Below are 22,391 nucleotides of genomic sequence, written 5' to 3' on the forward strand. Positions count from 1 at the left end.
GCCTTATTGCTCGCCGCGCTCGCGGGCAATGGCACGGTAGCCGATGTCCTTGCGGTAGAAGCAGCCCTGCCAGTCGATCTCGGTCGCCAGGCGGTAGGCTTGCTGCTGCGCCTGGTCGACGCTGGCGCCCATGGCGGTGGCGCACAGCACCCGGCCACCGGCGGTGACGATCTGGCCGTCCTTGAGCGCGGTGCCGGCGTGGAAGACCTTGCCTTCCAGCGCGGCTGCGGCGTCCAGGCCGGTGATGGTCGCGCCCTTGGCATAGTCACCAGGATAGCCGCCGGCCGCCAGGACGATGCCCAGGCTCGGACGCGGGTCCCACTGGGCCTCGACCTTGTCCAGGGCCTGGGCCAGGGCCGCTTCCACCAGCAGCACCAGGCTCGATTGCAGGCGCAGCATGACAGGCTGGGTTTCCGGGTCGCCGAAACGGCAGTTGAACTCGATGACTTTCGGGTTGCCCGCCTTGTCGATCATCAGGCCCGCGTAGAGGAAGCCGGTATAGACGTTGCCTTCCTCGGCCATGCCGCGCACGGTCGGCCAGATGACCTGGTCCATCACGCGCTGGTGCACGTCGGCGGTGACCACCGGGGCAGGCGAGTAGGCGCCCATGCCACCGGTATTCGGGCCAGTGTCGCCATCGCCGACGCGCTTGTGGTCCTGGCTGGTGGCCATGGGCAGCACGTTCTTGCCGTCGACCATGACGATGAAGCTGGCTTCCTCGCCATCGAGGAACTCCTCGATCACCACGCGGGAACCGGCGTCACCGAAAGCGTTGCCGGCGAGCATGTCGCGTACGGCTTCCTCGGCCTCGGCCAGGGTCATGGCGACGATCACGCCCTTGCCGGCGGCCAGGCCGTCGGCCTTGATCACGATCGGCGCGCCTTTTTCCCGCAGGTAGGCCAGGGCCGGCTCGATCTCGGTGAAGTTCTGGTAGTTGGCGGTCGGAATCTTGTGGCGCGCCAGGAAGTCCTTGGTGAAGGCCTTCGAGCCTTCCAGCTGGGCGGCGCCCTGGGTCGGGCCGAAGCAGTCCAGGCCGCGGGCGCGGAACAGATCGACCACACCGGCCACCAGCGGCACTTCCGGACCGACGATGGTCAGGGCAACGTTCTTCTCGGCGAAGTCGGCAAGCTGCTCCAGGGCCAGCACGTCGATGGCCACGTTCTCGCACTTGGCCTCGATGGCGGTACCGGCGTTGCCGGGAGCGACGAATACTTTTTCGACCCGTGGGTCCTGAGCGACTTTCCAGGCCAGGGCGTGTTCACGACCGCCGCTACCAATGATCAAAACTTTCATGTCAAAACCTCGAATTCTTTCGGACGGGAGGCGAAGCCTCACGTTGTACGAGGTCGCAATGAAACAGGTAGATGCAAGGCGGGGCCGGTTCCGATGAGCGGAGTTGCCTTCTGGCAATGAGCATCAGTGGAACCGGCCTCAACGCAGCAGATGCCTGCTTCAGTGCGGCCGATTGCCGTAAATCAGTGACGGAAGTGGCGCATGCCGGTGAATACCATCGCGATGCCGGCTTCGTCGGCAGCGGCGATCACTTCGGCGTCACGCATCGAGCCGCCAGGCTGGATCACGGCGCGGATACCGACCTTGGCGGCATTGTCGATGCCGTCGCGGAACGGGAAGAAGGCGTCGGAAGCCATGACCGCGCCCTGCACTTGCAGGCCGGCATGCTCGGCCTTGATGGCGGCGATGCGGGCGGAGTTGACGCGGCTCATCTGGCCGGCGCCGACACCGATGGTCTGGCGGTTCTTGGCGTAGACGATGGCGTTGGACTTGACGAACTTGGCCACTTTCCAGGCGAATACCAGGTCGTGGATTTCCTGTTCGGTCGGCGCGCGCTGGGTGACGATCTTCAGGTCATCGGCGCTGATCATGCCGATATCGCGGCTCTGCACCAGCAGGCCACCGTTGACCCGCTTGAAGTCCCAACCGGCGGCGCGTTCGGCCGGCCACTCGCCGCATTCGAGCAGGCGTACGTTCTGCTTGGCCGCTACGACTTCGCGGGCAGCCTGGGAGATTTTCGGGGCGATGATCACTTCGACGAACTGGCGCTCGACGATGGCCTTGGCGGTTTCGCCGTCCAGCTCGCGGTTGAAGGCGATGATGCCGCCGAACGCCGACTCGGTGTCGGTGGCGTAGGCCAGGTCGTAGGCCTTGCGGATGCCGCCCTCGTCCTCAGGCACCACGGCCACGCCGCAGGGGTTGGCGTGCTTGACGATGACGCAGGCCGGCTTGACGAAGCTCTTCACGCATTCCAGCGCGGCGTCGGTGTCGGCCACGTTGTTGAACGACAGTTCCTTGCCTTGCAACTGCAGGGCGGTGGAGATGCTGGCTTCGCCTTTCTTGGCCTCGACGTAGAAGGCCGCGCTCTGGTGCGGGTTCTCGCCGTAGCGCATTTCCTGGGCCTTGACGAACTGGCTGTTGAAGGTGCGCGGGAAGCCGCTGCGGCCTTCGGTGGACAGGGTATCCCGGGCCTGGTCGATGGTGCCCATGTAGTTGGCGATCATGCCGTCGTAGGCTGCTGTGTGTTCGAAGGCCTTGAGCATCAGGTCGAAGCGCTGGGCGTAGGTCAGGCCGCCGGCCTTGAGGTTGTCCAGGACGCTGGCGTAGTCGCTGGCGTTGACCACGATGGCCACGTCCTTGTGGTTCTTGGCTGCCGAGCGAACCATGGTCGGGCCGCCGATGTCGATGTTCTCGATAGCGGTCGGCAGGTCGCAGCCGGGCTTGGAGATGGTGGCTTCGAAGGGATAGAGGTTGACCGCCACCAGGTCGATCGGCTTGATGCCGTGCTCGTTCATGATGGCGTCGTCGATGCCGCGACGACCCAGGATGCCGCCGTGGATCTTCGGATGCAGGGTCTTGACCCGGCCGTCCATCATTTCCGCGAAACCGGTGTAATCGGCGACTTCCACTGCGGACACGCCATTGTCTCGCAACAGCTTGAAGGTCCCGCCGGTAGAGAGGATCTCGACACCGAGGGCTTCCAGCTCCTTGGCGAATTCGAGGATCCCGGTCTTGTCGGAAACACTGATCAAGGCGCGGCGGATCGGCAGGCGGGTAGTCTGGTCGGTCATCTCAATTTCCATCAACAAGCTAGGGGGTCAGCAAAAAAGGCGACCGTTTTTTACGCGGGCGCCTTTCTGGTTTGGTTGAATGCTTACAGCAAATCGTACTGCTTGAGTTTCTTGCGCAGGGTTCCGCGATTCAGACCCAGGAGTTCGCTGGCCTTGGTCTGGTTGCCCTTGACGTAGTTCATCACGCTTTCGAGCAACGGGGCCTCGACTTCGGAGAGCACCAGGTTGTACACGTCCGTGACGGCAGCGCCCTCAAGGTGGGCGAAATAATTGTGCAGCGCCTTCTCGACACTCCCGCGAAGGGTCTGGCCTTCTTCGCTCGGGGTATTGAGGTGCTGTTTCAAATTCACGTTGTCGCTCACGGGTGTTGTTCCACTCACTAAAGTCTCGGTCATCATCGTCATGCGGCCACCCCCTCTCCGTCCCCTGTCTCCAGGCTCTTGTAACGTCCGGCGAAGAACTCACGGACGTTGGCGCACTGTGCTTCCGTATCTTCCAAACGATTGAAGTGGGCGCGAAACTCCCTGGCGCCCGGCAGGGTTGCGAGATACCAGCCCACATGCTTGCGCGCAATGCGTACGCCCATGACATCCCCATAGAAGGCATGCAGCGCGGCCAGGTGCTCCAGCAGAATCCGCTCCACTTCGAACAGCTGCGGTGCCGGGAGGGTTTCACCGGTGCGCAGGAAGTGTTCGATCTCACGAAAAATCCATGGCCGCCCCTGGGCGGCCCGGCCGATCAACAGCCCGTCGGCGCCGGTGGCATTCAATACCTGCCGGGCTTTCTCGGGCGAGTCGATATCGCCGTTGGCGAAGACCGGGATCGACACCGCCTGCTTGATCGCAGCGATGGTGTCGTACTCGGCTTCACCGGTGTACAGGTCGGCGCGGGTCCGACCGTGGACCGCCAGTGCCGTGATGCCAGCCTGTTCGGCGATCCTCGCCACGGTCAGGCCATTCTTGTTCTGCCGGTCCCAGCCGGTGCGGATCTTCAGGGTGACCGGTACGTCCACCGCGGCCACCACCGCCTGGAGAATCTCGTTGACCAGGACTTCGTCTTTCAGCAATGCGGAGCCGGCGGCCTTGTTGCAGACCTTCTTCGCCGGGCAACCCATGTTGATATCAATAATCTGTGCACCCAACTCGACGTTGGCGCGGGCGGCGTCCGCCAGCATCTGTGCATCGCCACCGGCAATCTGTACCGAGCGCGGCTCGGGATCGCCTTCGTGGATCATGCGCAGCCGCGATTTGCGGCTGTTCCACAAGCTCATGTCGCTGGTGACCATTTCCGAGACTACAAGGCCGGCACCCAATTGCTTGCAAAGCTGACGAAAGGGCTGGTCGGTAACTCCCGCCATCGGGGCGAGAACCAAGCCGTTTTGCAGTGTGTATGGGCCGATGCGTACCGCCGACATAGGACTTCCCTGTTGTGGGGCCGGATCATGAGAGTTCGAAAAAGGGTTGGCATGATACCCGCTCTCGATGACCGGATAAAGGCTGAATTGGATAAAATCTGAACAGTTCTTCTGCCGGCTACCGCGAGCGATACGCGGGGAGCTGTCATAAATCTGTCGTCAATCCAGAGTCGTCCGTCAACTCTTCCAGCCGTTTCACTCTGGCGAGTGGAAACTCAGACTGTAGTTCACGGCTTTGGGTCCGGGGTCGAGAATATCGAGGGCGATGTGGATCGGGGTTTGCGGCGGCATTTCCGCCGCGTCCTGCAGGTCGCCGCCCAGGTATTCACCGGGCTTGAAGCTACGGCTGGCAATCAGGTGGCCGTTGAGGTCGGCGAAGCGCAGTTCCAGCAGCGGGAACGGTTGGGAGAAGGGCGCACGGTTGTAGATGATGGCGTCCACTACCAGGGCCCCGCTGAATTCCGGGTGGCTGCGCACCACCAGGTTGCTGCTCTTGATCCGGCCGATGTCCACGCGCGAGGGGACCGTACATCCGAATTCCGGGCACAGTTGCTGGAACCAGGGGCGGTACTGGTCCTGGCGGGCCAGCTCGTCGAAGTGATAGGCGATGTACTGACCTGCCAGGCCACCGGCGGCCAGCAGGATCAGCAACAGCCAGAGCAGGCGTCGGCCCCAGGGCGAGCGACGCTTTTGCCAATCCAGGTGCAGCGGGTCGTCGACCAGGTCCAGCAGCACTTCGTCCTGGACTCCCGGTTCGCTGCGTTCGCGGCGTTTCTTGCCCGGTGCCGGGACTGGGGTTTCGTCTTCGTCCTCGAGGGCAGGCGCAGGGGGCTTTGCGTCGAAGGATTCCAGGTCGGCGTCCAGGCGCAACTTGGGGGACGGTGGTTCGTCGTCAAGGTCCGCCAGGTTGAAGGACAGCGAGGGTTCGGTGCGGGCGGCCTTGGCCGGCTCGGGCTCGGCGTCGTCCTTGGCCGGGGCCTTGAGGCTGGCCGGTTCGTCCTGCTCGCCGGCGCTGCCGAACAGGCCGTCGGGCCAGTTGGCTTCGTCGTTGTCCTGCTGGTCACGCCGGGCGCTGAGGCCGTTTTCCCGGGTGGGGCGCTCCTGGCCGAAGGTCTTGGCCGGCTGGATTTCCCGTTGTTCGAGCTTGGCCAGTTCCTCGTCGAGGTCCAGATGGTCCAGGTCCATTTCCGCCGCCGACCATTGTTTCTGGCTGATGGCGCGCTGTGCTGGAGCCGGTTCCTGCTCGGCAGCGGGTTGCGGCGTCGGCTGTTCCGGTTCTGCCGCCGGAGGGGGCGGCGGTGTGGTCGTGGGTGTCGTCACCGGTGCGGGTGCGGTCGGCTTGGCGAGCGGCTTGGCCGCGCCTTCCTTGGCCGCGCGCTGCTCGAGCAGTTGTCGCGCAGCGTTGAACACCTGCAGGCAGGAGCCGCAACGAACCACTCCGCGAGCCACGCTCAATTGGGCGTGGCTGACACGGAACCTGGTTTGGCAATGCGGGCACTGGGTGACGAAACTGTCGGTCATGCGGCCATCCGGATTATGCAGGCGGCCATTCTAGCGCCGACGGCCGGTGATGCGCACCCAGCCATCGAGGTTGGCGATCGGGTCCAGATCGAAGTCCTGGGCATAGGCCGCAGCGACCTCGTCACCCTGCTCGGCAAGGATGCCCGAAAGCGCCAGGCGTCCACCTGGCTTGACCAGGCCGGACAATTGCGGCGCCAGGGACACCAGCGGACCGGCCAGGATGTTGGCCACCAGCACGTCGGCTTGTTCCTGGGGCATCTGCTCCGGCAGGTACAACGGGAACAGTTCCTCGGCGATGTTGTTGCGCCCGGCGTTGTCGCGGGAGGCTTCCAGGGCCTGCACGTCGATATCGGTGCCCACGGCGCGCTTGGCGCCCAGCAGCAGGGCGGCGATGGCCAGGATCCCCGAGCCGCAACCGAAGTCCAGGACGTTGCAGTCCTTCAGGTCCTGGCCGTCGAGCCACTCCAGGCACAGGGCGGTGGTCGGGTGAGTGCCGGTGCCGAAAGCCAGGCCCGGGTCCAGCAGCAGGTTGACCGCATCCGGTTCCGGAGCGGCATGCCAGCTGGGGACGATCCACAGGCGCTGGCCGAAACGCATCGGCTGGAAGTTGTCCATCCAGCTGCGCTCCCAATCCTGGTCCTCGATGACTTCGCTGTGATGTTCGGGCAGCGGGCTGCCGGTCAGCAGCTCGAGGTGGGCCAGCACGCTGGCGGCCTCGGTGCCACCTTCGAACAGGGCCAGCAAGTGGGTGTGGGACCACAGCGGGGTGGTGTTCAGCTCGGGTTCGAAGATCGGTTGATCCTCGGCGTCCATGAAGGTCACCGAAACGGCGCCGACTTCAAGAAAAGCGTCTTCATAGGTTTCGGCTTGTTCTGGGCTGATGGCGAGACGGACTTGCAGCCAAGGCATGGCGGGCACCTTTGAAAATATGTGATGTGCAGCCTAGTGGGCCGCGAGAAGCGCGCAAGTTTACGCGAGCAGGAGGCAGAAGACGACAGCGGCAAGGCGGCAGGCATTTGCAGGAGCCTTGCTCCTGCAGAAACACCAAGGCCGCTCGAAAGCGGCCTTGGTGGTGTGGCGAATGCCGATCAGTGTTGCTCGGCCAGCTTGTGCTCCAGGTAGTGAATGTTCACTCCCCCTTTGCAGAAGCCTTCGTCACGGGTCAGGTCGCGGTGCAGCGGGATGTTGGTCTTGATCCCGTCGACGACGATTTCGTCCAGCGCATTGCGCATGCGCGCCATGGCTTCGTCACGGGTTGCCCCGTAGGTGATCAGCTTGCCGATCAACGAATCGTAGTTCGGAGGAACCGCGTAGCCGCTGTACAGGTGCGAGTCGACGCGCACGCCGTTGCCGCCCGGGGCGTGGAAGTGCTTGACCGTGCCTGGGCTTGGCATGAAGGTTTTCGGGTCTTCGGCGTTGATCCGGCACTCCAGGGAGTGACCGCGGATCACCACGTCTTCCTGGCGGATGGACAGCTTGTTGCCAGCGGCGATGCTGAGCATCTCCTTGACGATGTCGACACCGGTGACCATCTCCGATACCGGGTGCTCTACCTGTACTCGAGTGTTCATCTCGATGAAGTAGAAGCGGCCGTTCTCGTAGAGGAACTCGAAGGTGCCGGCGCCGCGGTAGCCGATGTCGATGCACGCCTGGACGCAACGAGCGAAGACTTCCTGGCGGGCGGTCTCGTCGATGCCCGGGGCCGGAGCTTCTTCCAGTACCTTCTGGTGACGGCGCTGCAGCGAGCAGTCGCGGTCGCCCAGGTGGATGGCGTTACCCTGGCCGTCGGAGAGGACCTGGACTTCCACGTGGCGTGGGTTGGTCAGGAACTTCTCCAGGTAGACCATCGGGTTGCCGAATGCCGCGCCGGCTTCGGAGCGGGTCAGCTTCGCCGAGGCGATCAGGTCTTCTTCCTTGTGCACCACGCGCATGCCGCGACCACCACCGCCACCGGCGGCCTTGATGATCACCGGATAGCCGACCTCACGGCCGATGCGCAGCGCGGTTTCCTCGTCTTCCGGCAGCGGGCCGTCGGAACCTGGAACCGTGGGTACGCCGGCGGCGATCATGGCGTGCTTGGCGGAAACCTTGTCGCCCATCAGGCGGATGGTATCGGCCTTGGGGCCAATGAAGGAAAAGCCGGAGTTCTCCACCTGCTCGGCGAAGTCGGCGTTTTCCGCCAGGAAGCCGTAGCCAGGGTGGATCGCGGTGGCGCCGGTGACTTCAGCGGCCGCGATGATGGCCGGGATGTGCAGGTAGGACTGCGCGGCTTGCGCCGGGCCGATGCACACGGACTCGTCCGCCAGGCCCAGGTGCATCAGCTCCTTGTCGGCCTTGGAATAGACGGCTACGGTCTTGATCCCCATTTCCTTGCAGGCACGCAGGATCCGCAGGGCGATTTCGCCGCGGTTGGCGATCAGGACTTTTTCCAACTTCGCAGGCTTCATCAAAGACTCTCCGCAGTTCAAACGATGGTGAACAGCGGTTGGTCGTACTCAACCGGCTGGCCGTCTTCGACAAGGATCGATTCGATCACACCGCTGGTTTCAGCTTCGATGTGGTTCATCATCTTCATCGCTTCGACGATGCACAGGGTGTCGCCCTTCTTCACGCTCTGGCCGACTTCGACGAAGGCTGGCGAGGTTGGCGAGGACTTGCGGTAGAAGGTACCGACCATTGGCGAACGGGCTACGGTGCCGTTCAGCGCAGGTGCGGCGGCAGCGGCCGGGGCGGCAGCGGCAGCAGGAGCTGCGGCGGCTGGAGCGGCTACTGGAGCTGCGGCCATTGGAGCCGGAGCGTAGTACTGCTGGGCTGGAGTCTTGCTGTGACGGCTGATGCGTACGGACTCTTCGCCTTCCTTGATCTCCAGCTCGTCAATGCCGGACTCTTCCAGCAGTTCGATCAGTTTCTTGACTTTACGAATATCCATGAATCATCAACTCCCAGGGGTCGGTCAGGGGCGTTTAACGCTTGTTGTTCAAGCACTTGCCTGTATTTCAAGCTGTTCCAGGGCGGCCTCCAGGGCCAGTCGGTAACCGCTGGCGCCAAGGCCGCAGATCACTCCTACCGCAACGTCTGAAAAGTAGGAGTGATGGCGGAAAGGTTCGCGTTTGTACACGTTGGACAAATGCACTTCGATGAATGGGATGCTCACCGCCAGCAACGCGTCACGTAATGCGACGCTTGTATGTGTAAAAGCTGCTGGATTGATCAGGATGAAATCCACGCCTTCGTCCCGCGCGGCATGGATACGCTCGATCAATTCGTACTCGGCGTTGCTTTGCAGGTACTGCAGGTGATGCCCGGCGGCACGGGCCCGTTGCTCCAGGTCCTGGTTGATCTGGGCCAGGGTCGTGGCGCCGTAGACTCCCGGTTCGCGGGTGCCGAGCAGATTCAGGTTGGGGCCATGGAGAACCAGTAGGGTGGCCATCGGTCGTTCCTTGTTATCGGGGCGGTTGTCAGAACCCGGCGACTATGCCGGAAAGACTTTGTGACTGTCCAGTTCCCGGCAATAGCCAGCACGATGACCGATGTTTGCGCGAAATATGTGACCGAGTGCGGAAATCCGGTCATATGCCCGTCATAAAGCGCTGTTGAAGTGGTTGGCGACTTTTTCGCCGATCTTGGGCGCGCCCGGAGCTTTTTTGTGGCGCTGGTTTGCAGCGGCCCGGCACAGGCTGCGCCAGGACCGTAAATGAAGGCTCCCGCAAATATCGGCACAGCCAAAGGCGGCTGCCAGCCTGGTTCGGTTCAGACGCGGAAGGCCTGTACAGCGGTGTGCAACTGGCCGCCCAGGTCCAGCAGGTTCTCGCCCTGGGCCCGACCTTCGCCGATGCGCAGCAGGTTGTCGCCGCCCAGTTGGTGGATGCGTTCGCTGTGGTCGCGGATCTCGCTGACCGCGCCGCTTTGCTGGGCGGTGACATCGGCGATCCGCACCGCGGTCTCGGCGATGGTCTGGATCGCCCCGACGATTTCATCCAATGCGCCATCGGCGGCCTCGGCCTGGCTGGCGGTGGCCTCGGCGTGCTCGACCTGGGCACGCATGCCCTGCACCGATTGCTGTGCGGCGCTCTGCAGTCCGGCGATCAACGCCTGGATCTGTGCAGTGGCGCCGGAGGTGCGCTGGGCCAGGGAACGCACTTCCTCGGCGACCACGGCAAACCCCCGGCCCATCTCGCCGGCCCTGGCGGCCTCGATGGCGGCGTTCAGCGCCAGCAGGTTGGTCTGTTCGGCAATGGAGCGGATCACCGTCAGCACGCCGCCGATGGTGGCCGATTCCTGGGCCAGGTGTTCGATCATCTGCGCGTTGCCCTGGACTTCCCCGACAAGGGCATGCAAGCCGGTGAGGCTCTGGCCTATGACTTTCTGTCCCTGCTGGACCGCCAGGCCGGCGCTGCGGCTGGCATCCGCAGCCTGGCTGGCATCACCGGCCACCTGCTGGATGGTGGCTTCCAGCTCGCCCAGCGCATCGCGGATTTGCGCGGTGTCGCCAGCCTGGCGTTCGGCGCCGCTGTGCAGGCCGCTGCTGAGGTCGGCCAGGGCCCGGCTGCTGCCGGCCACCTGTTCGGCGTTCTGGCGAATAGTGCCCACCAGGTCCACCAGGTAGGCCCGCAGGCGGTTCAGCGATGCTTCGATGGCATGCAGTTCGTAGTTGGTCTTGCCCAGCTGGATCGGCTGGCTGAAATCGCCCTGGGCCCAGGTCGACAGGGCCGGGGCGAGGTTGGTCAGGACCCTTGCCAGCTTGCGCTGCAGGGTATCGATCACCAGGGCGATCAGCAGGATCAGGCCGATCATCAGCCCCTGCATCAATCGCACTTCGCCCTGGATCTGGCCGTGCTGGGCGCGCACTTCCGGTTCCAGTGCGGCGATCGCTTGCTGTACGGCGGTGATCTTCAGCAAGGTCGCGGCGCTCAGCTCGGCGCGTTTCTGGATCTGCTCGCGGGTGCGCGCAAGCTCGGCGGGATAGCGGCTGAGCAGGCTGTTGAGTTCGCGTTTGAGGCCGATGCCGGCATCTTCGGCGGCGCTCTTCTGGGTGTTCTCCAGGCCCATCATGGCGGCGAAGTCATCGGTGTTCGATTCGCTGCTGGTCGCCACACCCAGTAGAGGCAAGGCCTCGAGGCGGTCGGCCTGGGCGCGGATGTTGTTCAGTTCGCGCTCGACGTCGCTCGCCAGTTCGCTGCGCCCGCTGCTGACCAGTTTGTCCCGGGCCAGCGAGAGTTTGCCCAGGTGCTGGGAGGCGGCCAGCAACAACGGCAGGTAGGCACTGGCCTCAGCGCTGGTGGCGCCGCCGGCGTACTGGCTCAGTTGCTCCAGGTTGGCGCCCAGTTCGCGTTCGGCCTGCAGCAGCAGGGCCTGGGGGTCGCCCGCCAGTTTGCCCGCCGCCAGCAAGTCGGTCTTGCTGAAGTCGGCGAGGCTGGCCAGGCTCGGGCTCAGGCTATGTGCCAGTTGCGGTGGCAGTTCGGACAGTCCGCCCTGCAGGGCCTCGATGGCCTGGGTGGCACTGCTCAGGCGCAGGGCGTCGCCGCTTGCCAGGTAGTCCTCGATATTGCGCGCAGCCTGGTTCTGGAATTGCTGGGACAGGCCCAGGTAGCGCTCCATCAGCAGGTAGGGGCGTTCCAGGGCGCGCTGCGACCACCACAGTGTCGCCCCCAGGGCCACGCACACGGCAACTAATAGAAGGGTGTTGAGATTGGTCAGCAACTTCAGGCGCATCGGGGCTCTACCAACGACTTGAATGGCAAGCGCCTGAATTTATTGCGGTTGTATTACAAGGTTATGACCGAATCGGTGGATTCGGATGAAAAGATGGCACTTTGACTTGATTGCCGCGCGCTCTGCACCCGGTTGCGGCCGCTGTGCTTGGCCCGGTACAGGGCCTCGTCCGCCTGGCTGGCCATCATCAGGCTGTCGGAGTCTTCCTGCATTTGCACCACTCCGGCGCTGAAGGTGCACCACAGGTCCTGGGGTTGGGCCGGGTAATGGATCTCGGCGAAGCGCTGGCGGATTTCGTCCAGCACCTGGCATGCCGCGTCCTGGTCGGTATCGGGCATGACGATGGCGAACTCCTCGCCGCCGTAGCGGCCGATGAAGTCGGTCTTGCGCAGGCGCTGCTTGAGGAACAGCGCCAGGCTCTTGATCACCCGGTCGCCCATGGGGTGGCCGTGGCTGTCGTTGACTCGCTTGAAGTGGTCGATGTCCAGCATGGCAAAGCTCAGCGGCTTGTTCTCGCGGCGGGCGCGGAAGCAGCAATCTTCCAGCAATTGCAGGATATGGGTGTGGTTGTACAGGCCGGTCAGGCTGTCGCGGACCATCCGCGCCTTGAGGTTGCGCGCCCGGGCCGCGCGGTTGCGCACCGTGGTGATCAGGTGGCGCGGCTTGATGGGCTTGGTGAGGAAGTCGTCGCCGCCTTCGCTCATGGCGTCCAGTTGCTTGTCCAGGTCGTCCTCGGCGGACAGGTAGATGATCGGCACGCTGACGTAGCGGTCGTTGTGGCGGATTACCTTGGCCAGCTCGGTACCGGTGCAGGCCGGCATGTACATGTCGAGGATGATCAGGTCGGGCTGGAAGTCCGCCAGTTCGGCCATGGCCTGGATCGGTTCGATCAGGGTGCGGGTGACGATCCCGGCGCTGTTGAGCAGGCGCTCGGTGTGCAGGGCCTGGGCCCGGGAGTCGTCGATGATCAGCACTTTATACGGCTCGTACTGGGCGACGCAGGTCAGCACCTCGATCTTTTCCAGCAGGCTGGAGGCTTCCAGGGTGCCGGTGAGGAACTCCTGGCCACCGGCGCGCACGGCCGCCAGGCGGGTCGGGGTGTCGGTTTCGTGCAGGCTGAAGAACAGCAGCGGCAGCTTCTGCTCCAGGCCGACCTGGGCCTCGGCGGCCAGGGTCAGGCCCATGCCGGGTCCGCAGAAGTCCACGTCGATGACGATGGCCGCCGGCAGGCGCTCGACCATGGATGAACGAAACGCCGCGATGCTGTCCAGGGGCTGGGCGCTGAGCCCGAAGAACTCCAGCTGCTTGGCCAGGCGTTCGGCCCGGTCGTGATCCTGCAGCATCACGTAGATCGGCTTGCGCAGCGGCGGCAGGAAGGTCTGTTCCAGCTGATCGCCATGGCGCAGGCCGGTGCGTGACAGGCGCTGCATCAGGCGGTTGAGTTCGGTGATCAGGTGGCTGCTCAGGCGGCCGCGGTTGGCATCCACCGCTTCCAGCGATTGGCTGATGCTGCGGGCCAGCTGGGAGTGCTCGGGTTGTTCGAAGCGTTCGGCGAAACGCAGCAGACGCAGGTTGGCTTCGCAGAGTTCCGACATGTCGGTGGACGACCACTCGCTGCGCTGCAGCCGCTGCCAGATCTCCAGGATCTGCCGTGCCTGATGAATTACCCGCTGGGCAAAGTGGTGCTTGAGGCGCTCACGGCTGGGGTCTTCTGGCTCGGTCATATCCTGACTACTAGTTAGGGTGCATGCTGAGATCGACTGGTGGCTCTATGCTAGCACCACTTTCGGCTCCCATGAGTGTCGTACGTCAATAATGTGCAAAGCGACTTGACCGGGTTCGCCACCGACTGCTCGCATAGGCTGCGGACTGTGCTTCATTTATAGTGGTCGCCCGATACGCAATCGTTGCGCGGCGCGCGTTTGCCTGAAGATTTATCCCGCCAGGGCAAGGCACGATGGAGTAGGGTTGCGGTCGAATCGATGAACCCAAGTGATTGAAAGGATATAGCCATGCTGGATTGGAAGAACCGCGCAGACAGCGCGCCGGAACGGGCCGCCCAACCCAAGTCGGCGACACGCAGCTATTTCGGTAGCCTGCTGTTCAGTCGCGCCCTGGCGACCTTGCTGGGCCTGTACCTGCTGGTCACCGGTGCCCTGGGCTGGTACTGGAGCCAGGAACCGGCGCTGTTCCCGGTCCAGCAGAACGCCCAGCTCGCCGCCGAGAAGGAAGGCCGGCAGATGGTGGTGGGCTACACCACCGTGGAAACCCTCAAGACCGTGGTCAGCACCCTGCTCGACAAGCCGGGCGGCTATATCTCCAACGACCGTTTCCCACCGGGCATCTGGCTGGACAACATTCCCAGCTGGGAATACGGGGTCCTGGTCCAGGTCCGCGACCTGACCCGCGCCTTGCGCAAGGATTTCGCCCGGTCCCAGTCGCAGTCCGCCGAAGACGCCGACCTGGCCAAGGCCGAGCCACGCTTCAACTTCGACAACAAGAGCTGGATCCTGCCCTCCAGCGAGTCGGAATACCTGGAAGGCATCAACTCCCTGAGCCGCTACCAGGCGCGGCTGTCGGACCCGAACCAGAAGACCGCGCAGTTCTATGCCCGGGCCGACAACCTCAACAACTGGCTGGGTGACGTGGGGACGCGCCTTGGCTCGCTGTCCCAGCGGCTGTCGGCCAGCGTCGGCCGGGTCAAGCTCAACACTGCGCTGAAGACCGAAGTCCCGGCTCCGGGCCAGGTTCCGCAACTAGGCGAGGAAATCGAAGAAACTCCATGGATGCAGATCGACAACGTGTTCTACGAGGCGCGTGGCCAGGCCTGGGCGCTGTCGCACCTGCTGCGCGCGATCGAAGTGGACTTCGCCGATGTGCTGGCCAAGAAGAACGCCACCGTCAGCGTGCGCCAGATCATCCGCGAACTGGAGGCCTCCCAGGAGACTGTCTGGAGCCCGATGATCCTCAACGGTAACGGCTTCGGCGTCCTGGCCAACCACTCGCTGGTCATGGCCAACTACATTTCCCGTGCCAACGCAGCAGTCATCGACTTGCGCCAACTGCTCAACCAGGGCTGATCCATGGTCGCGACCACCAATGAGGCGGCCCACCGCGCCGCCTCCGATGCCGAACAGATCGCCTGGGTCGATGGCGAGGACCAGCTGCTGGGCGCCATGGCCCGCTCGGAGCTGCGCGAGCGGGGCCTGATCGGCCGTGGTACCTACATCATGCTGTTCAACTCCGCCGGTGAGCTATGCGTGCACCGGCGCACCCTGAGCAAGGCCATCTACCCGGGTTACTGGGATGTCGCCGCCGGCGGCATGGTCCTTGCCACTGAGAGCTATGCCGAGTCGGCGGCCCGTGAACTGGAAGAGGAACTGGGGGTGAGTGGAGTCGAGCTGGTCGCCCACGACCACTTCTTCTTCGAGGACACCGACAATCGCCTGTGGTGCTCGGCCTTCTCCGCCGTATGGGACGGACCGCTGCGTTTGCAGCCCGAGGAAGTGCTGGAAGCACGCTTCCTGCCCCTGGACCAGGTGCTGCGGGAAATCCACGAGAAGCCCTATTGCCCGGACTCCCTGGCCGCCTTGCAGCGCTATCTGGCGCGACGTCGTTAAAGTTGCATAAATTGACGCCGATTGGCTCTTAGCAAGTCGGCTTTTTGCCGTTACACTGCGCGCCTTTTCAAGCTGAGTCAGCGCTATCCCCGCAAGGGACCTGGCCCAGTAGCGCTGCCCCTGCCTGAGTGGGGCTTCGCGGTCGGCGACACCGCCATGTGCCCCGACCAGTCTTTGTCCTCCCAAGAGGATTGCCGGTGGCCAAAAAAGCCGCATCCTTCGCCGCCCTTGGCGGCCTGGTGTTTTCCACCGACGCAGGTCGACATTGCCCGGACTGTAGCCAGCCGGTGGCCGCCTGTATCTGCAAACAAAGCGTGATTCCAGCCGGCGACGGCATTGCTCGCGTGCGTCGCGAAAGCAAGGGTCGTGGTGGCAAGACGGTGACCACCATCACCGGCGTGCCCCTGGCCGAAGACGCCCTCAAGGAACTGGCCGCGGCGTTGAAGAAGCGCTGTGGTACCGGTGGCGCCTTGAAAGAGGGCGTGATCGAGATCCAGGGCGACCACGTCGAGCTACTCTTGGCGGAACTGGTCAAGCGCGGTTTCACGGCGAAGAAGTCCGGCGGCTAGCAGCCTCTGTGAAAACCACCTCTGACTGGACGCTGTCCTGACTGGCTCAGGACGTTGGCGTCGTCTCCATGGTTTTCACAGAGCCTGTTCATGAACGGTTTCTAAACTCGGCCCTGCATGCGTGGTCTATTGCGCTTGCAGGCTAATCGTCATTTTCATTCTTTAGACTGCGTCGGCCCTGGATCGGGGCGGCGCTCTATGACTTCTTTATAGGGGACTTCGATGTCCGTACGACGCACACGTAAAGACGATGGCAGCCAATGGACAGTTGCGGACAGCCGCAGTGTTTATGGGATTCGCCATTGGGGGGCCGGATATTTCGCGATCAATGACGCCGGTCGCGTCGAAGTTCGCCCCAATGGTCCGGGCAGCTTGCCCATCGATCTGTTCGAACAGGTCGCGGAGCTGCGCAAGAGCGGCTTGTCCCTGCCCTTGCTGGTGCGTTTCCCGGACATCCTCCAGGATCGCGTGCGCCAGCTCACCGGTGCCTTCGATGCCAACATCGCGCGCCTGGAATACCAGAGCAAGTACACCGCCCTGTACCCGATCAAGGTCAACCAGCAAGAAGCGGTGATCGAGAACATCATCGCCACCCAGAACGTCTCCATCGGCCTGGAAGCCGGTTCCAAGCCTGAACTGCTGGCGGTCCTGGCCCTGGCGCCCAAGGGCGGCACCATCGTCTGCAACGGCTACAAGGACCGCGAGTTCATCCGCCTGGCGCTGATGGGCCAGAAGTTGGGCCACAACGTGTTCATCGTCATCGAGAAAGAGTCCGAAGTGGGCCTGGTGATCGAGGAAGCGGCGTCGCTCAAGGTCAAGCCGCAGGTCGGCCTGCGAGTGCGCCTGTCGTCCCTGGCTTCGAGCAAGTGGGCCGACACCGGTGGCGAGAAATCCAAGTTCGGCCTGTCGGCGGCGCAGCTGCTGGCGGTGGTGGAGCGTTTCCGCGATGCCGGCCTGGACCAGGGCATCCGCCTGCTGCACTTCCACATGGGTTCGCAGATCGCCAACCTGGCCGACTACCAGCACGGTTTCAAGGAAGCCATCCGCTACTACGGCGAGCTGCGCAACCTCGGCCTGCCGGTCGACCATATCGACGTCGGCGGCGGCCTGGGCGTGGACTACGACGGTACCCACTCGCGCAACGCCAGTTCGATCAACTACGACATGGACGACTACGCCGGCGTGGTGGTGGGCATGCTCAAGGAATTCTGCGACGCGCAGAGCCTGCCGCATCCGAACATCTTCTCCGAGAGCGGTCGTTCCCTGACCGCGCACCACGCCATGCTGGTGGTGCAGGTGACCGACGTCGAGAAGCACAACGACGACGTGCCGGTCATCGAGAACAAGGAAGAGCTGCCCGAAACCGTGCAGTGGCTGGTGGACTTGCTGGGTCCGACCGACATCGAGATGGTCACCGAGACCTACTGGCGCGCAACCCACTACATGAGCGACGTGGCCGCGCAGTACGCCGACGGCAAGCTGACCCTGGCCGAGAAAGCCCTGGCCGAGCAGTGCTACTTCGCCGTGTGCCGGCGCCTGCACAACTCGCTGAAGGCTCGCCAGCGCTCCCATCGCCAGGTGCTGGACGAGCTCAACGACAAGCTTGCCGACAAGTACATCTGCAACTTCTCGGTATTCCAGAGCCTGCCGGACACCTGGGCCATCGGCCAGGTGCTGCCGATCCTGCCGCTGCATCGCCTGGATGAGGAGCCGCTGCGCCGCGCGGTACTGCAAGATCTGACCTGCGACTCCGATGGCAAGATCAAGCAGTACGTCGACGAGCAGAGCATCGAGACCAGTCTGCCGGTGCATTCGGTCAACGAGGGCGAGGACTACCTGCTGGGCATCTTCCTGGTAGGTGCCTACCAGGAAATCCTCGGTGACATGCACAACCTGTTCGGCGACACCGACTCGGTGAACATCTATCAGCGGGCCAACGGCAGCGTGTACCACGCCGGCATCGAGACCCACGACACCATCGAGGATATGCTGCGCTACGTGCACCTGTCGCCCGAAGAGCTGATGACCCACTACCGCGACAAGGTGGCCAGCGCCAGGATCAGCGCCGCCGAGCGCACCCAGTTCCTGGACGCCCTGCGCCTGGGCCTGACCCGCTCGTCCTACCTGTCGTCCTGACGCCGGGGCATCCCTGGTGATGCCTTCAGGCCAATGAAAAACGCCGTTTCCCTTGCCTGGGAAACGGCGTTTTTTCATGCTTGTCGTTTGGCTCTCAATGAGCCCTGGCGAACCAGCCATCGCTGCGCTCCAGGCGCCAGGCGAAGACACCCAGGGTCAGGCTGCGCAACAGCATGAACAGCAGGAAGCTCAGCCACAGGCCGTGATTGCCCAGGCCCTGCAAGGCCCAGGCGCAAGGCAGCAGCAGGAGCACGGTGAGCAGCATGCCGTTGCGCATTTCCCGGGCCCGGGTCGCACCGATGAACAGCCCGTCCAGCAAGTAGCTCCAGACCGCGATCAGCGGCAGTACGGCAAGGTAGGGCAGGTAGGTGAAGGCCGTCTGGCGCACGTCGGCAATGTCGGTCTGCATCTCGATGAACAGATGCCCTGCCAAGAGGAACAGCACCGTGAAGCCCAGGCTTGCCAACAGCGACCAGCCTCCGGCGACCACCAGCGAGCGGCGCAGGGCCCGGTGGTCGCGGGCGCCGATGGCGTGGCCGCACAGGGCCTCCACCGCATGGGCCAGGCCATCCAGGGCGTGGGCCGTGAGCAAGAGGCCATTGAGCAGCAAGGCGTTGGCCGCCACGGTGGCGTCCCCCAGTCGGGCGCCTTGTACGGTGATCAGGAAAAATACCGATTGCAGGGCCAGGCTGCGGATGAAGATGTCGCGGTTCACCGCCAGCAGCGGGCGCCAGCTCTGCCAGCGACGCAGGGCCGCCCAGGCGATCTGTCCCGGATAGGCACGCAGGGCCGGGCGGGTCATGGCCAGGCCCACCAGGGCCCCGGTCCACTCGGCGAGCACCGAGGCCCGGGCCGAACCCACCACGCCCCATTCCAGGCCAAGGACGAACCACAGGTTCAGGGCGATGTTCACCAGGTTGGTGCTGAGCAGGATGGCCAGTGGTGCCCGAGCGTTCTGGGTACCGAGGAACCAGCCCACCAGGGCGAAGCTGGCCAGGGCCGCGGGCAGGCCCAGCAGGCGGGTATGGAAGAAGGCCCGGGTCATCTGGTCCAGGTCCGCCGAGGGTTGCATCAGGTGCAATGCGGCGCCGCTGAGGGGCACGCCGATGATCCCCAGCAGCAGGGCCAGGCCCAGCGCCAGCAACAAGCCCTGGAGCAGGATCTGCCGCAGCGCCGCACCGTCGCTGCGGCCGGCGGCCTGGGCGGCGAAGCCGGTGGAGCCCATGCGCAAGAAACCCATGGCCCAGGCGAGGAAGGTATAGAGGCTGGCGCCCACTGCCACTGCGCCCAGTTGATGGGCGTGGGGCAGGTGGCCCACCACCGTGCTGTCCACCAGGGCTACCAGGGGGACGGAAATGTTCGACAGGATCATCGGCGCGGCCAGGGCCCAGACGCGACGATGTGTGGGGCGGTGACGCCAATCGGTGATCAGGGGGGACATGCGGGCTCCTTGCGTGAGCCGGCATTGTAGCTGCGCAGCCTGTTGGCGCCGAGGCCCGGCGCCGTCGGGGTCAGTGGATGATCCAGCTCAGCAGCCAGAGACCGAGCACCAGCCAGATGATGCCCAGCAGGATCGAGGCGCGCATGAAGGCGCGGATCGCCCAGTAGAGGAACACCAGGCCGATGATCAGGCCGATGATGCTGACGATCGAGGTGTCCATGCCCAGTGCCCGGGCCAGGCCATCGACGAAGTTGCCGCCGGCATGGGTCAGGGTGTTGAACAACCCGCCCAGGAGGTCGACGATGAAACGAATGGCCGAGCCGATGGCCTGGCCGAGCCATCCGAAGAAGCTTTCTACCTGCATGTGCATTTCCTGATCAGAGAGGGGCGCGTCAGCCGAGCTCATGCTTGGGCCGCCAACGCTGGCGATGAGTTCCCCATCAGCATAGAAGCTGGCCGGTGGTGCGCATTCTGGAGCAGCACGCGGACGGATGAAAGCGCGCTTGCGTCCGCTGCCCAACCCCCGGAAGCTATAGGCCTTCAGGAGACCCCGATGAACCTAGAGCAACTCACCCAACGCCTGCACGCCATCCGCGACCACAACGACTGGCGGCAATTCCACAGCCCGAAGAACCTGGCCATGGCCGCCAGCGTCGAGATGGCCGAACTGGTGGAGATCTTCCAGTGGCTGACCGAGGACCAGTCCCGCCAGTTGCCGGCGGACAAGCTGGCCCATGCCGGGCAGGAAGTCGGCGACATCGTCCTCTACCTGCTGTTGTTGTGCAGCGAGCTGGGGCTGGACATGGACCAGGTGGTGCGCAGCAAGCTGGCGGACAGCGAGCGGCGGTTCTGCCCATGAGCGATCGGCATTTCGACCAGCTGGCCACACGCTTCGCCGAGAAGATCTATGGCGGCGCCAAGGGGGCGATCCGCCTGGCGGTGCTCCAGGCGGACCTCAAGGAAGCCTTGCCTGAGCGGCCGTTGCGGGTATTGGATATCGGCGCCGGTCTGGGCCACATGTCCCTGTGGCTGGCCCAGCACGGGCACCAGGTGACTCTGGCCGAGCCCGCCGCACCGATGCTCGAAGGGGCCCGTCAGCGGTTCGCCGAGGCCGGCCAGCAGGCCACCTTCATCCAGGCGCCCTGGCAGGACCTGCTGGGGCAATTGACCGAGTCCTACGACCTGGTGCTGTGCCATGCGGTGCTGGAGTGGCTGGCCGAACCCCATTCGATCCTGCCGGTGCTGCACCAGCTGACCGCCGCCGATGGCTGGCTGTCCCTGGCGTTCTACAACCGCGATGCGCTGGTCTATCGCAACTTGCTCAAGGGGCATTTTCGCAAGTTGCGCAAGAACGACATGGCGGGAGAGAAACAGAGCCTGACCCCGCAACAACCGCTTGATCCTCGCGAGCTGGCGGCGCAACTTGATGGCAAGTGGCGGGTCGAAGCCCAGAGCGGGGTCCGGGTGTTCCACGACTACATGCCCGTGGAATTCCAGTCCCGTGCCGAGCTGACGGATCTGCTGGAGATGGAGCTGGCTCATCGCCGACACCCAAGTTTCGCCGGGCTTGGGCGTTATCTGCATTGGCTGTGCCGGCCGGTCTGACGGAGTACTCGATGAAACGCCGCCTGGGTCTGCTGTTTTTGTGTTCGACCCTTGCCGCCTGCCAAGGCAGCAATCCCTATGTCGCCAGTTCCAGGCCGCTGCCGCCGGCGCCACCGCAGGCGGCCACGACCTTCGACCGCAGCGCCTATCCGGCTGCGCCCCGGGACTACGGGCGCTACCGTAGCTGGGCCTGGCTCAACGGCCGCCTGCCCAATGGTTCGGCCTGGGCCGATTCGGCGCAGGTCGCCGAGGCGGTCAGTGGCGCCCTGGACCAGCGAGGCCTGCGCCCATTGCATGGCAACCGCCCGGCGGACCTGTGGGTCAGTGCCGACCTGCGCCTGGAAAAACGCCTGCGCCAGGTCCAGGAGGACTACGGCTATGGCGGTTACGGCAGCTACGATCGCTACGATCGTTATCACCGCTACGGACCGGGCTACGGCATGTACGGCAGCGTACCGGTGGTGCGTACCTACGAAGTGGAAGTGGTGGTGGTCAGGGTCGACCTGTACGACGCCGGCAATGGCCAGCCGGTATGGAGCGCCAGTGCCGAGACCAGCAGCAAAGGCTCCTTGGGCGAGCGCGCCGATGCACTGCGCGAAGCGGTGCAGAAGGCCATGGCGGCCTATCCTCCCAGCTAGGCCGGTGTCCTGATTTCAAGCGGAGATACGACATGTTCCATCGAATCGCATTACTGGCCTGTGCTGCCTTGCTCAGCGCCTGTGCCGCCAACCAGGTGAACCATGATTTCGACGCCAGCAGGGATTTTGGCGCCTATCGCAGCTGGAGCTGGAAGGAACCCGCGCTGCAGTACCGTCCCGATGATCCGCGGATCAGGAGCGATCTCACCGAGCAGCGCATTCGCCAGGCCGTGGCCGAGCAACTGGACCAGCGCGGCCTGCGTCCGGCTCGAGGTGGCGCCCGGGCTGACCTGGATGTCCAGGCCTACCTGATCGTCGAGGATCGCCAGCAGCAGGTCACCACCAACTATGGCGGCGGTTGGGGCGGCCCGTGGAATGGCTACTGGGGTGGGCCTGCGTACAACGAGACCCGCAACATCACCTACAAGGTGGCGACCATCCAGGTGGATCTGCTCGATGGCAAGGACGGCAAGCTGGTATGGCGCGGCAGTGACGAGCAGTTGCTCAGCAGCTCGCCCAACCCCGCCGACCGGGCCTCGGCAGTGCGTGCCACGGTGACGCGCATCCTGCAGAACTACCCGCCCCGCTAGACCCATGGCGTCCTGGCGTCGCCCCGGGCGCCGGGGCGCGGCGCCGTCAGTCAGCCGGGCTG

The 22,391-nt window shown here is 64.3% G+C and carries 20 protein-coding genes and 1 pseudogene; 8 read left to right on the forward strand and 13 right to left on the reverse strand.

Going from position 1 to position 22,391, the window contains the following annotated elements; genetic code table 11:
• Nucleotides 1–3 precede the first annotated feature (3 nt).
• From purD to GDH07_RS24570, 11 genes and pseudogenes are all read right to left on the reverse strand, one after another.
• Nucleotides 4–1,293, reverse strand: coding sequence for a phosphoribosylamine--glycine ligase (purD, locus tag GDH07_RS24515; RefSeq protein ID WP_152899151.1), 1,290 nt, complete (start codon nucleotides 1,291–1,293; stop codon nucleotides 4–6).
• Between the two features lie 182 nt (nucleotides 1,294–1,475).
• Nucleotides 1,476–3,083 (reverse strand): bifunctional phosphoribosylaminoimidazolecarboxamide formyltransferase/IMP cyclohydrolase, encoded by a 1,608-nt coding sequence (gene purH / locus GDH07_RS24520; RefSeq protein ID WP_053132248.1) that lies wholly within the window; start codon nucleotides 3,081–3,083, stop codon nucleotides 1,476–1,478.
• Nucleotides 3,084–3,166: 83 nt separating this feature from the next.
• The gene (fis, locus tag GDH07_RS24525; protein WP_003186237.1) at nucleotides 3,167–3,487 is read right to left on the reverse strand and encodes a DNA-binding transcriptional regulator Fis; all 321 of its coding nucleotides are present in this window, start codon (nucleotides 3,485–3,487) and stop codon (nucleotides 3,167–3,169) included.
• Nucleotides 3,484–4,497, reverse strand: coding sequence for a tRNA dihydrouridine synthase DusB (dusB, locus tag GDH07_RS24530; protein ID WP_085595376.1), 1,014 nt, complete (start codon nucleotides 4,495–4,497; stop codon nucleotides 3,484–3,486). The genes fis and dusB overlap by 4 nt, the downstream gene beginning before the upstream one ends.
• A 195-nt stretch (nucleotides 4,498–4,692) precedes the next feature.
• Nucleotides 4,693–6,018 (reverse strand): DUF3426 domain-containing protein, encoded by a 1,326-nt coding sequence (locus GDH07_RS24540; protein WP_152899152.1) that lies wholly within the window; start codon nucleotides 6,016–6,018, stop codon nucleotides 4,693–4,695.
• Nucleotides 6,019–6,048: 30 nt separating this feature from the next.
• Nucleotides 6,049–6,927: a 50S ribosomal protein L11 methyltransferase gene (prmA, locus tag GDH07_RS24545; protein WP_022642060.1), complete on the reverse strand. Its 879-nt coding sequence runs from the start codon at nucleotides 6,925–6,927 to the stop codon at nucleotides 6,049–6,051.
• Nucleotides 6,928–7,106: 179 nt separating this feature from the next.
• Nucleotides 7,107–8,465, reverse strand: a complete 1,359-nt coding sequence (gene accC / locus GDH07_RS24550) for an acetyl-CoA carboxylase biotin carboxylase subunit (protein WP_022642061.1) — start codon at nucleotides 8,463–8,465, stop codon at nucleotides 7,107–7,109.
• A gap of 17 nt (nucleotides 8,466–8,482) precedes the next feature.
• Complete coding sequence (gene accB, locus GDH07_RS24555; RefSeq protein ID WP_022642062.1) at nucleotides 8,483–8,947, reverse strand: acetyl-CoA carboxylase biotin carboxyl carrier protein; 465 nt, start codon at nucleotides 8,945–8,947, stop codon at nucleotides 8,483–8,485.
• Between the two features lie 48 nt (nucleotides 8,948–8,995).
• The gene (gene aroQ, locus GDH07_RS24560; protein ID WP_022642063.1) at nucleotides 8,996–9,448 is read right to left on the reverse strand and encodes a type II 3-dehydroquinate dehydratase; all 453 of its coding nucleotides are present in this window, start codon (nucleotides 9,446–9,448) and stop codon (nucleotides 8,996–8,998) included.
• A 320-nt stretch (nucleotides 9,449–9,768) separates the two neighbouring features.
• Nucleotides 9,769–10,284 (reverse strand): annotated as a pseudogene (locus GDH07_RS32955) (methyl-accepting chemotaxis protein); the annotation flags it as partial.
• Nucleotides 10,285–11,783: 1,499 nt separating this feature from the next.
• Nucleotides 11,784–13,454: a response regulator gene (locus tag GDH07_RS24570; RefSeq protein ID WP_022642065.1), complete on the reverse strand. Its 1,671-nt coding sequence runs from the start codon at nucleotides 13,452–13,454 to the stop codon at nucleotides 11,784–11,786.
• Between the two features lie 288 nt (nucleotides 13,455–13,742).
• Between GDH07_RS24570 and GDH07_RS24575 the strand changes: the two genes are divergently transcribed.
• The 4 genes from GDH07_RS24575 (at nucleotide 13,743) to speA (ending at nucleotide 18,055) form a co-directional block, all read left to right on the forward strand.
• The gene (locus GDH07_RS24575) at nucleotides 13,743–14,810 is read left to right on the forward strand and encodes a DUF2333 family protein (protein WP_022642066.1); all 1,068 of its coding nucleotides are present in this window, start codon (nucleotides 13,743–13,745) and stop codon (nucleotides 14,808–14,810) included.
• 3 nt (nucleotides 14,811–14,813) lie between these two features.
• Nucleotides 14,814–15,350, forward strand: a complete 537-nt coding sequence (locus tag GDH07_RS24580; RefSeq protein ID WP_022642067.1) for an NUDIX hydrolase — start codon at nucleotides 14,814–14,816, stop codon at nucleotides 15,348–15,350.
• Between the two features lie 197 nt (nucleotides 15,351–15,547).
• Nucleotides 15,548–15,919 carry a translation initiation factor Sui1 gene (locus tag GDH07_RS24585; protein ID WP_022642068.1) on the forward strand — a complete coding sequence of 124 codons (372 nt, stop codon included), beginning with the start codon at nucleotides 15,548–15,550 and terminating at the stop codon, nucleotides 15,917–15,919.
• Between the two features lie 222 nt (nucleotides 15,920–16,141).
• Complete coding sequence (gene speA / locus GDH07_RS24590) at nucleotides 16,142–18,055, forward strand: arginine decarboxylase (RefSeq protein WP_031320800.1); 1,914 nt, start codon at nucleotides 16,142–16,144, stop codon at nucleotides 18,053–18,055.
• A gap of 94 nt (nucleotides 18,056–18,149) precedes the next feature.
• On the opposite strand, the gene GDH07_RS24595 is transcribed toward speA, so the two are convergent.
• On the reverse strand, nucleotides 18,150–19,496 hold the full coding sequence (locus tag GDH07_RS24595) for an MATE family efflux transporter (RefSeq protein WP_152899155.1): 1,347 nt from the start codon (nucleotides 19,494–19,496) through the stop codon (nucleotides 18,150–18,152).
• Nucleotides 19,497–19,566: 70 nt separating this feature from the next.
• The gene (locus tag GDH07_RS24600) at nucleotides 19,567–19,860 is read right to left on the reverse strand and encodes a hypothetical protein (protein ID WP_022642071.1); all 294 of its coding nucleotides are present in this window, start codon (nucleotides 19,858–19,860) and stop codon (nucleotides 19,567–19,569) included.
• Nucleotides 19,861–20,049: 189 nt separating this feature from the next.
• On the opposite strand from GDH07_RS24600, the gene GDH07_RS24605 reads away from it, so the two are divergent.
• Genes GDH07_RS24605 through GDH07_RS24620 form a run of 4 tightly spaced genes read left to right on the forward strand, consistent with a single transcriptional unit; the run spans nucleotide 20,050 to nucleotide 22,329 of the window.
• Entirely contained in the window at nucleotides 20,050–20,355 is a 306-nt protein-coding gene (locus GDH07_RS24605; RefSeq protein ID WP_022642072.1) for a MazG-like family protein, read from the forward strand.
• The gene (locus tag GDH07_RS24610; protein WP_022642073.1) at nucleotides 20,352–21,101 is read left to right on the forward strand and encodes a methyltransferase; all 750 of its coding nucleotides are present in this window, start codon (nucleotides 20,352–20,354) and stop codon (nucleotides 21,099–21,101) included. The genes GDH07_RS24605 and GDH07_RS24610 overlap by 4 nt, the downstream gene beginning before the upstream one ends.
• A gap of 11 nt (nucleotides 21,102–21,112) precedes the next feature.
• Nucleotides 21,113–21,739 carry a DUF4136 domain-containing protein gene (locus GDH07_RS24615; protein WP_022642074.1) on the forward strand — a complete coding sequence of 209 codons (627 nt, stop codon included), beginning with the start codon at nucleotides 21,113–21,115 and terminating at the stop codon, nucleotides 21,737–21,739.
• A gap of 32 nt (nucleotides 21,740–21,771) precedes the next feature.
• Nucleotides 21,772–22,329, forward strand: coding sequence for a DUF4136 domain-containing protein (locus GDH07_RS24620; RefSeq protein ID WP_022642075.1), 558 nt, complete (start codon nucleotides 21,772–21,774; stop codon nucleotides 22,327–22,329).
• Nucleotides 22,330–22,391 lie beyond the last annotated feature (62 nt).

It is taken from the genome of Pseudomonas piscis (assembly GCF_009380155.1).
Lineage (GTDB): Bacteria > Pseudomonadota > Gammaproteobacteria > Pseudomonadales > Pseudomonadaceae > Aquipseudomonas > Aquipseudomonas piscis.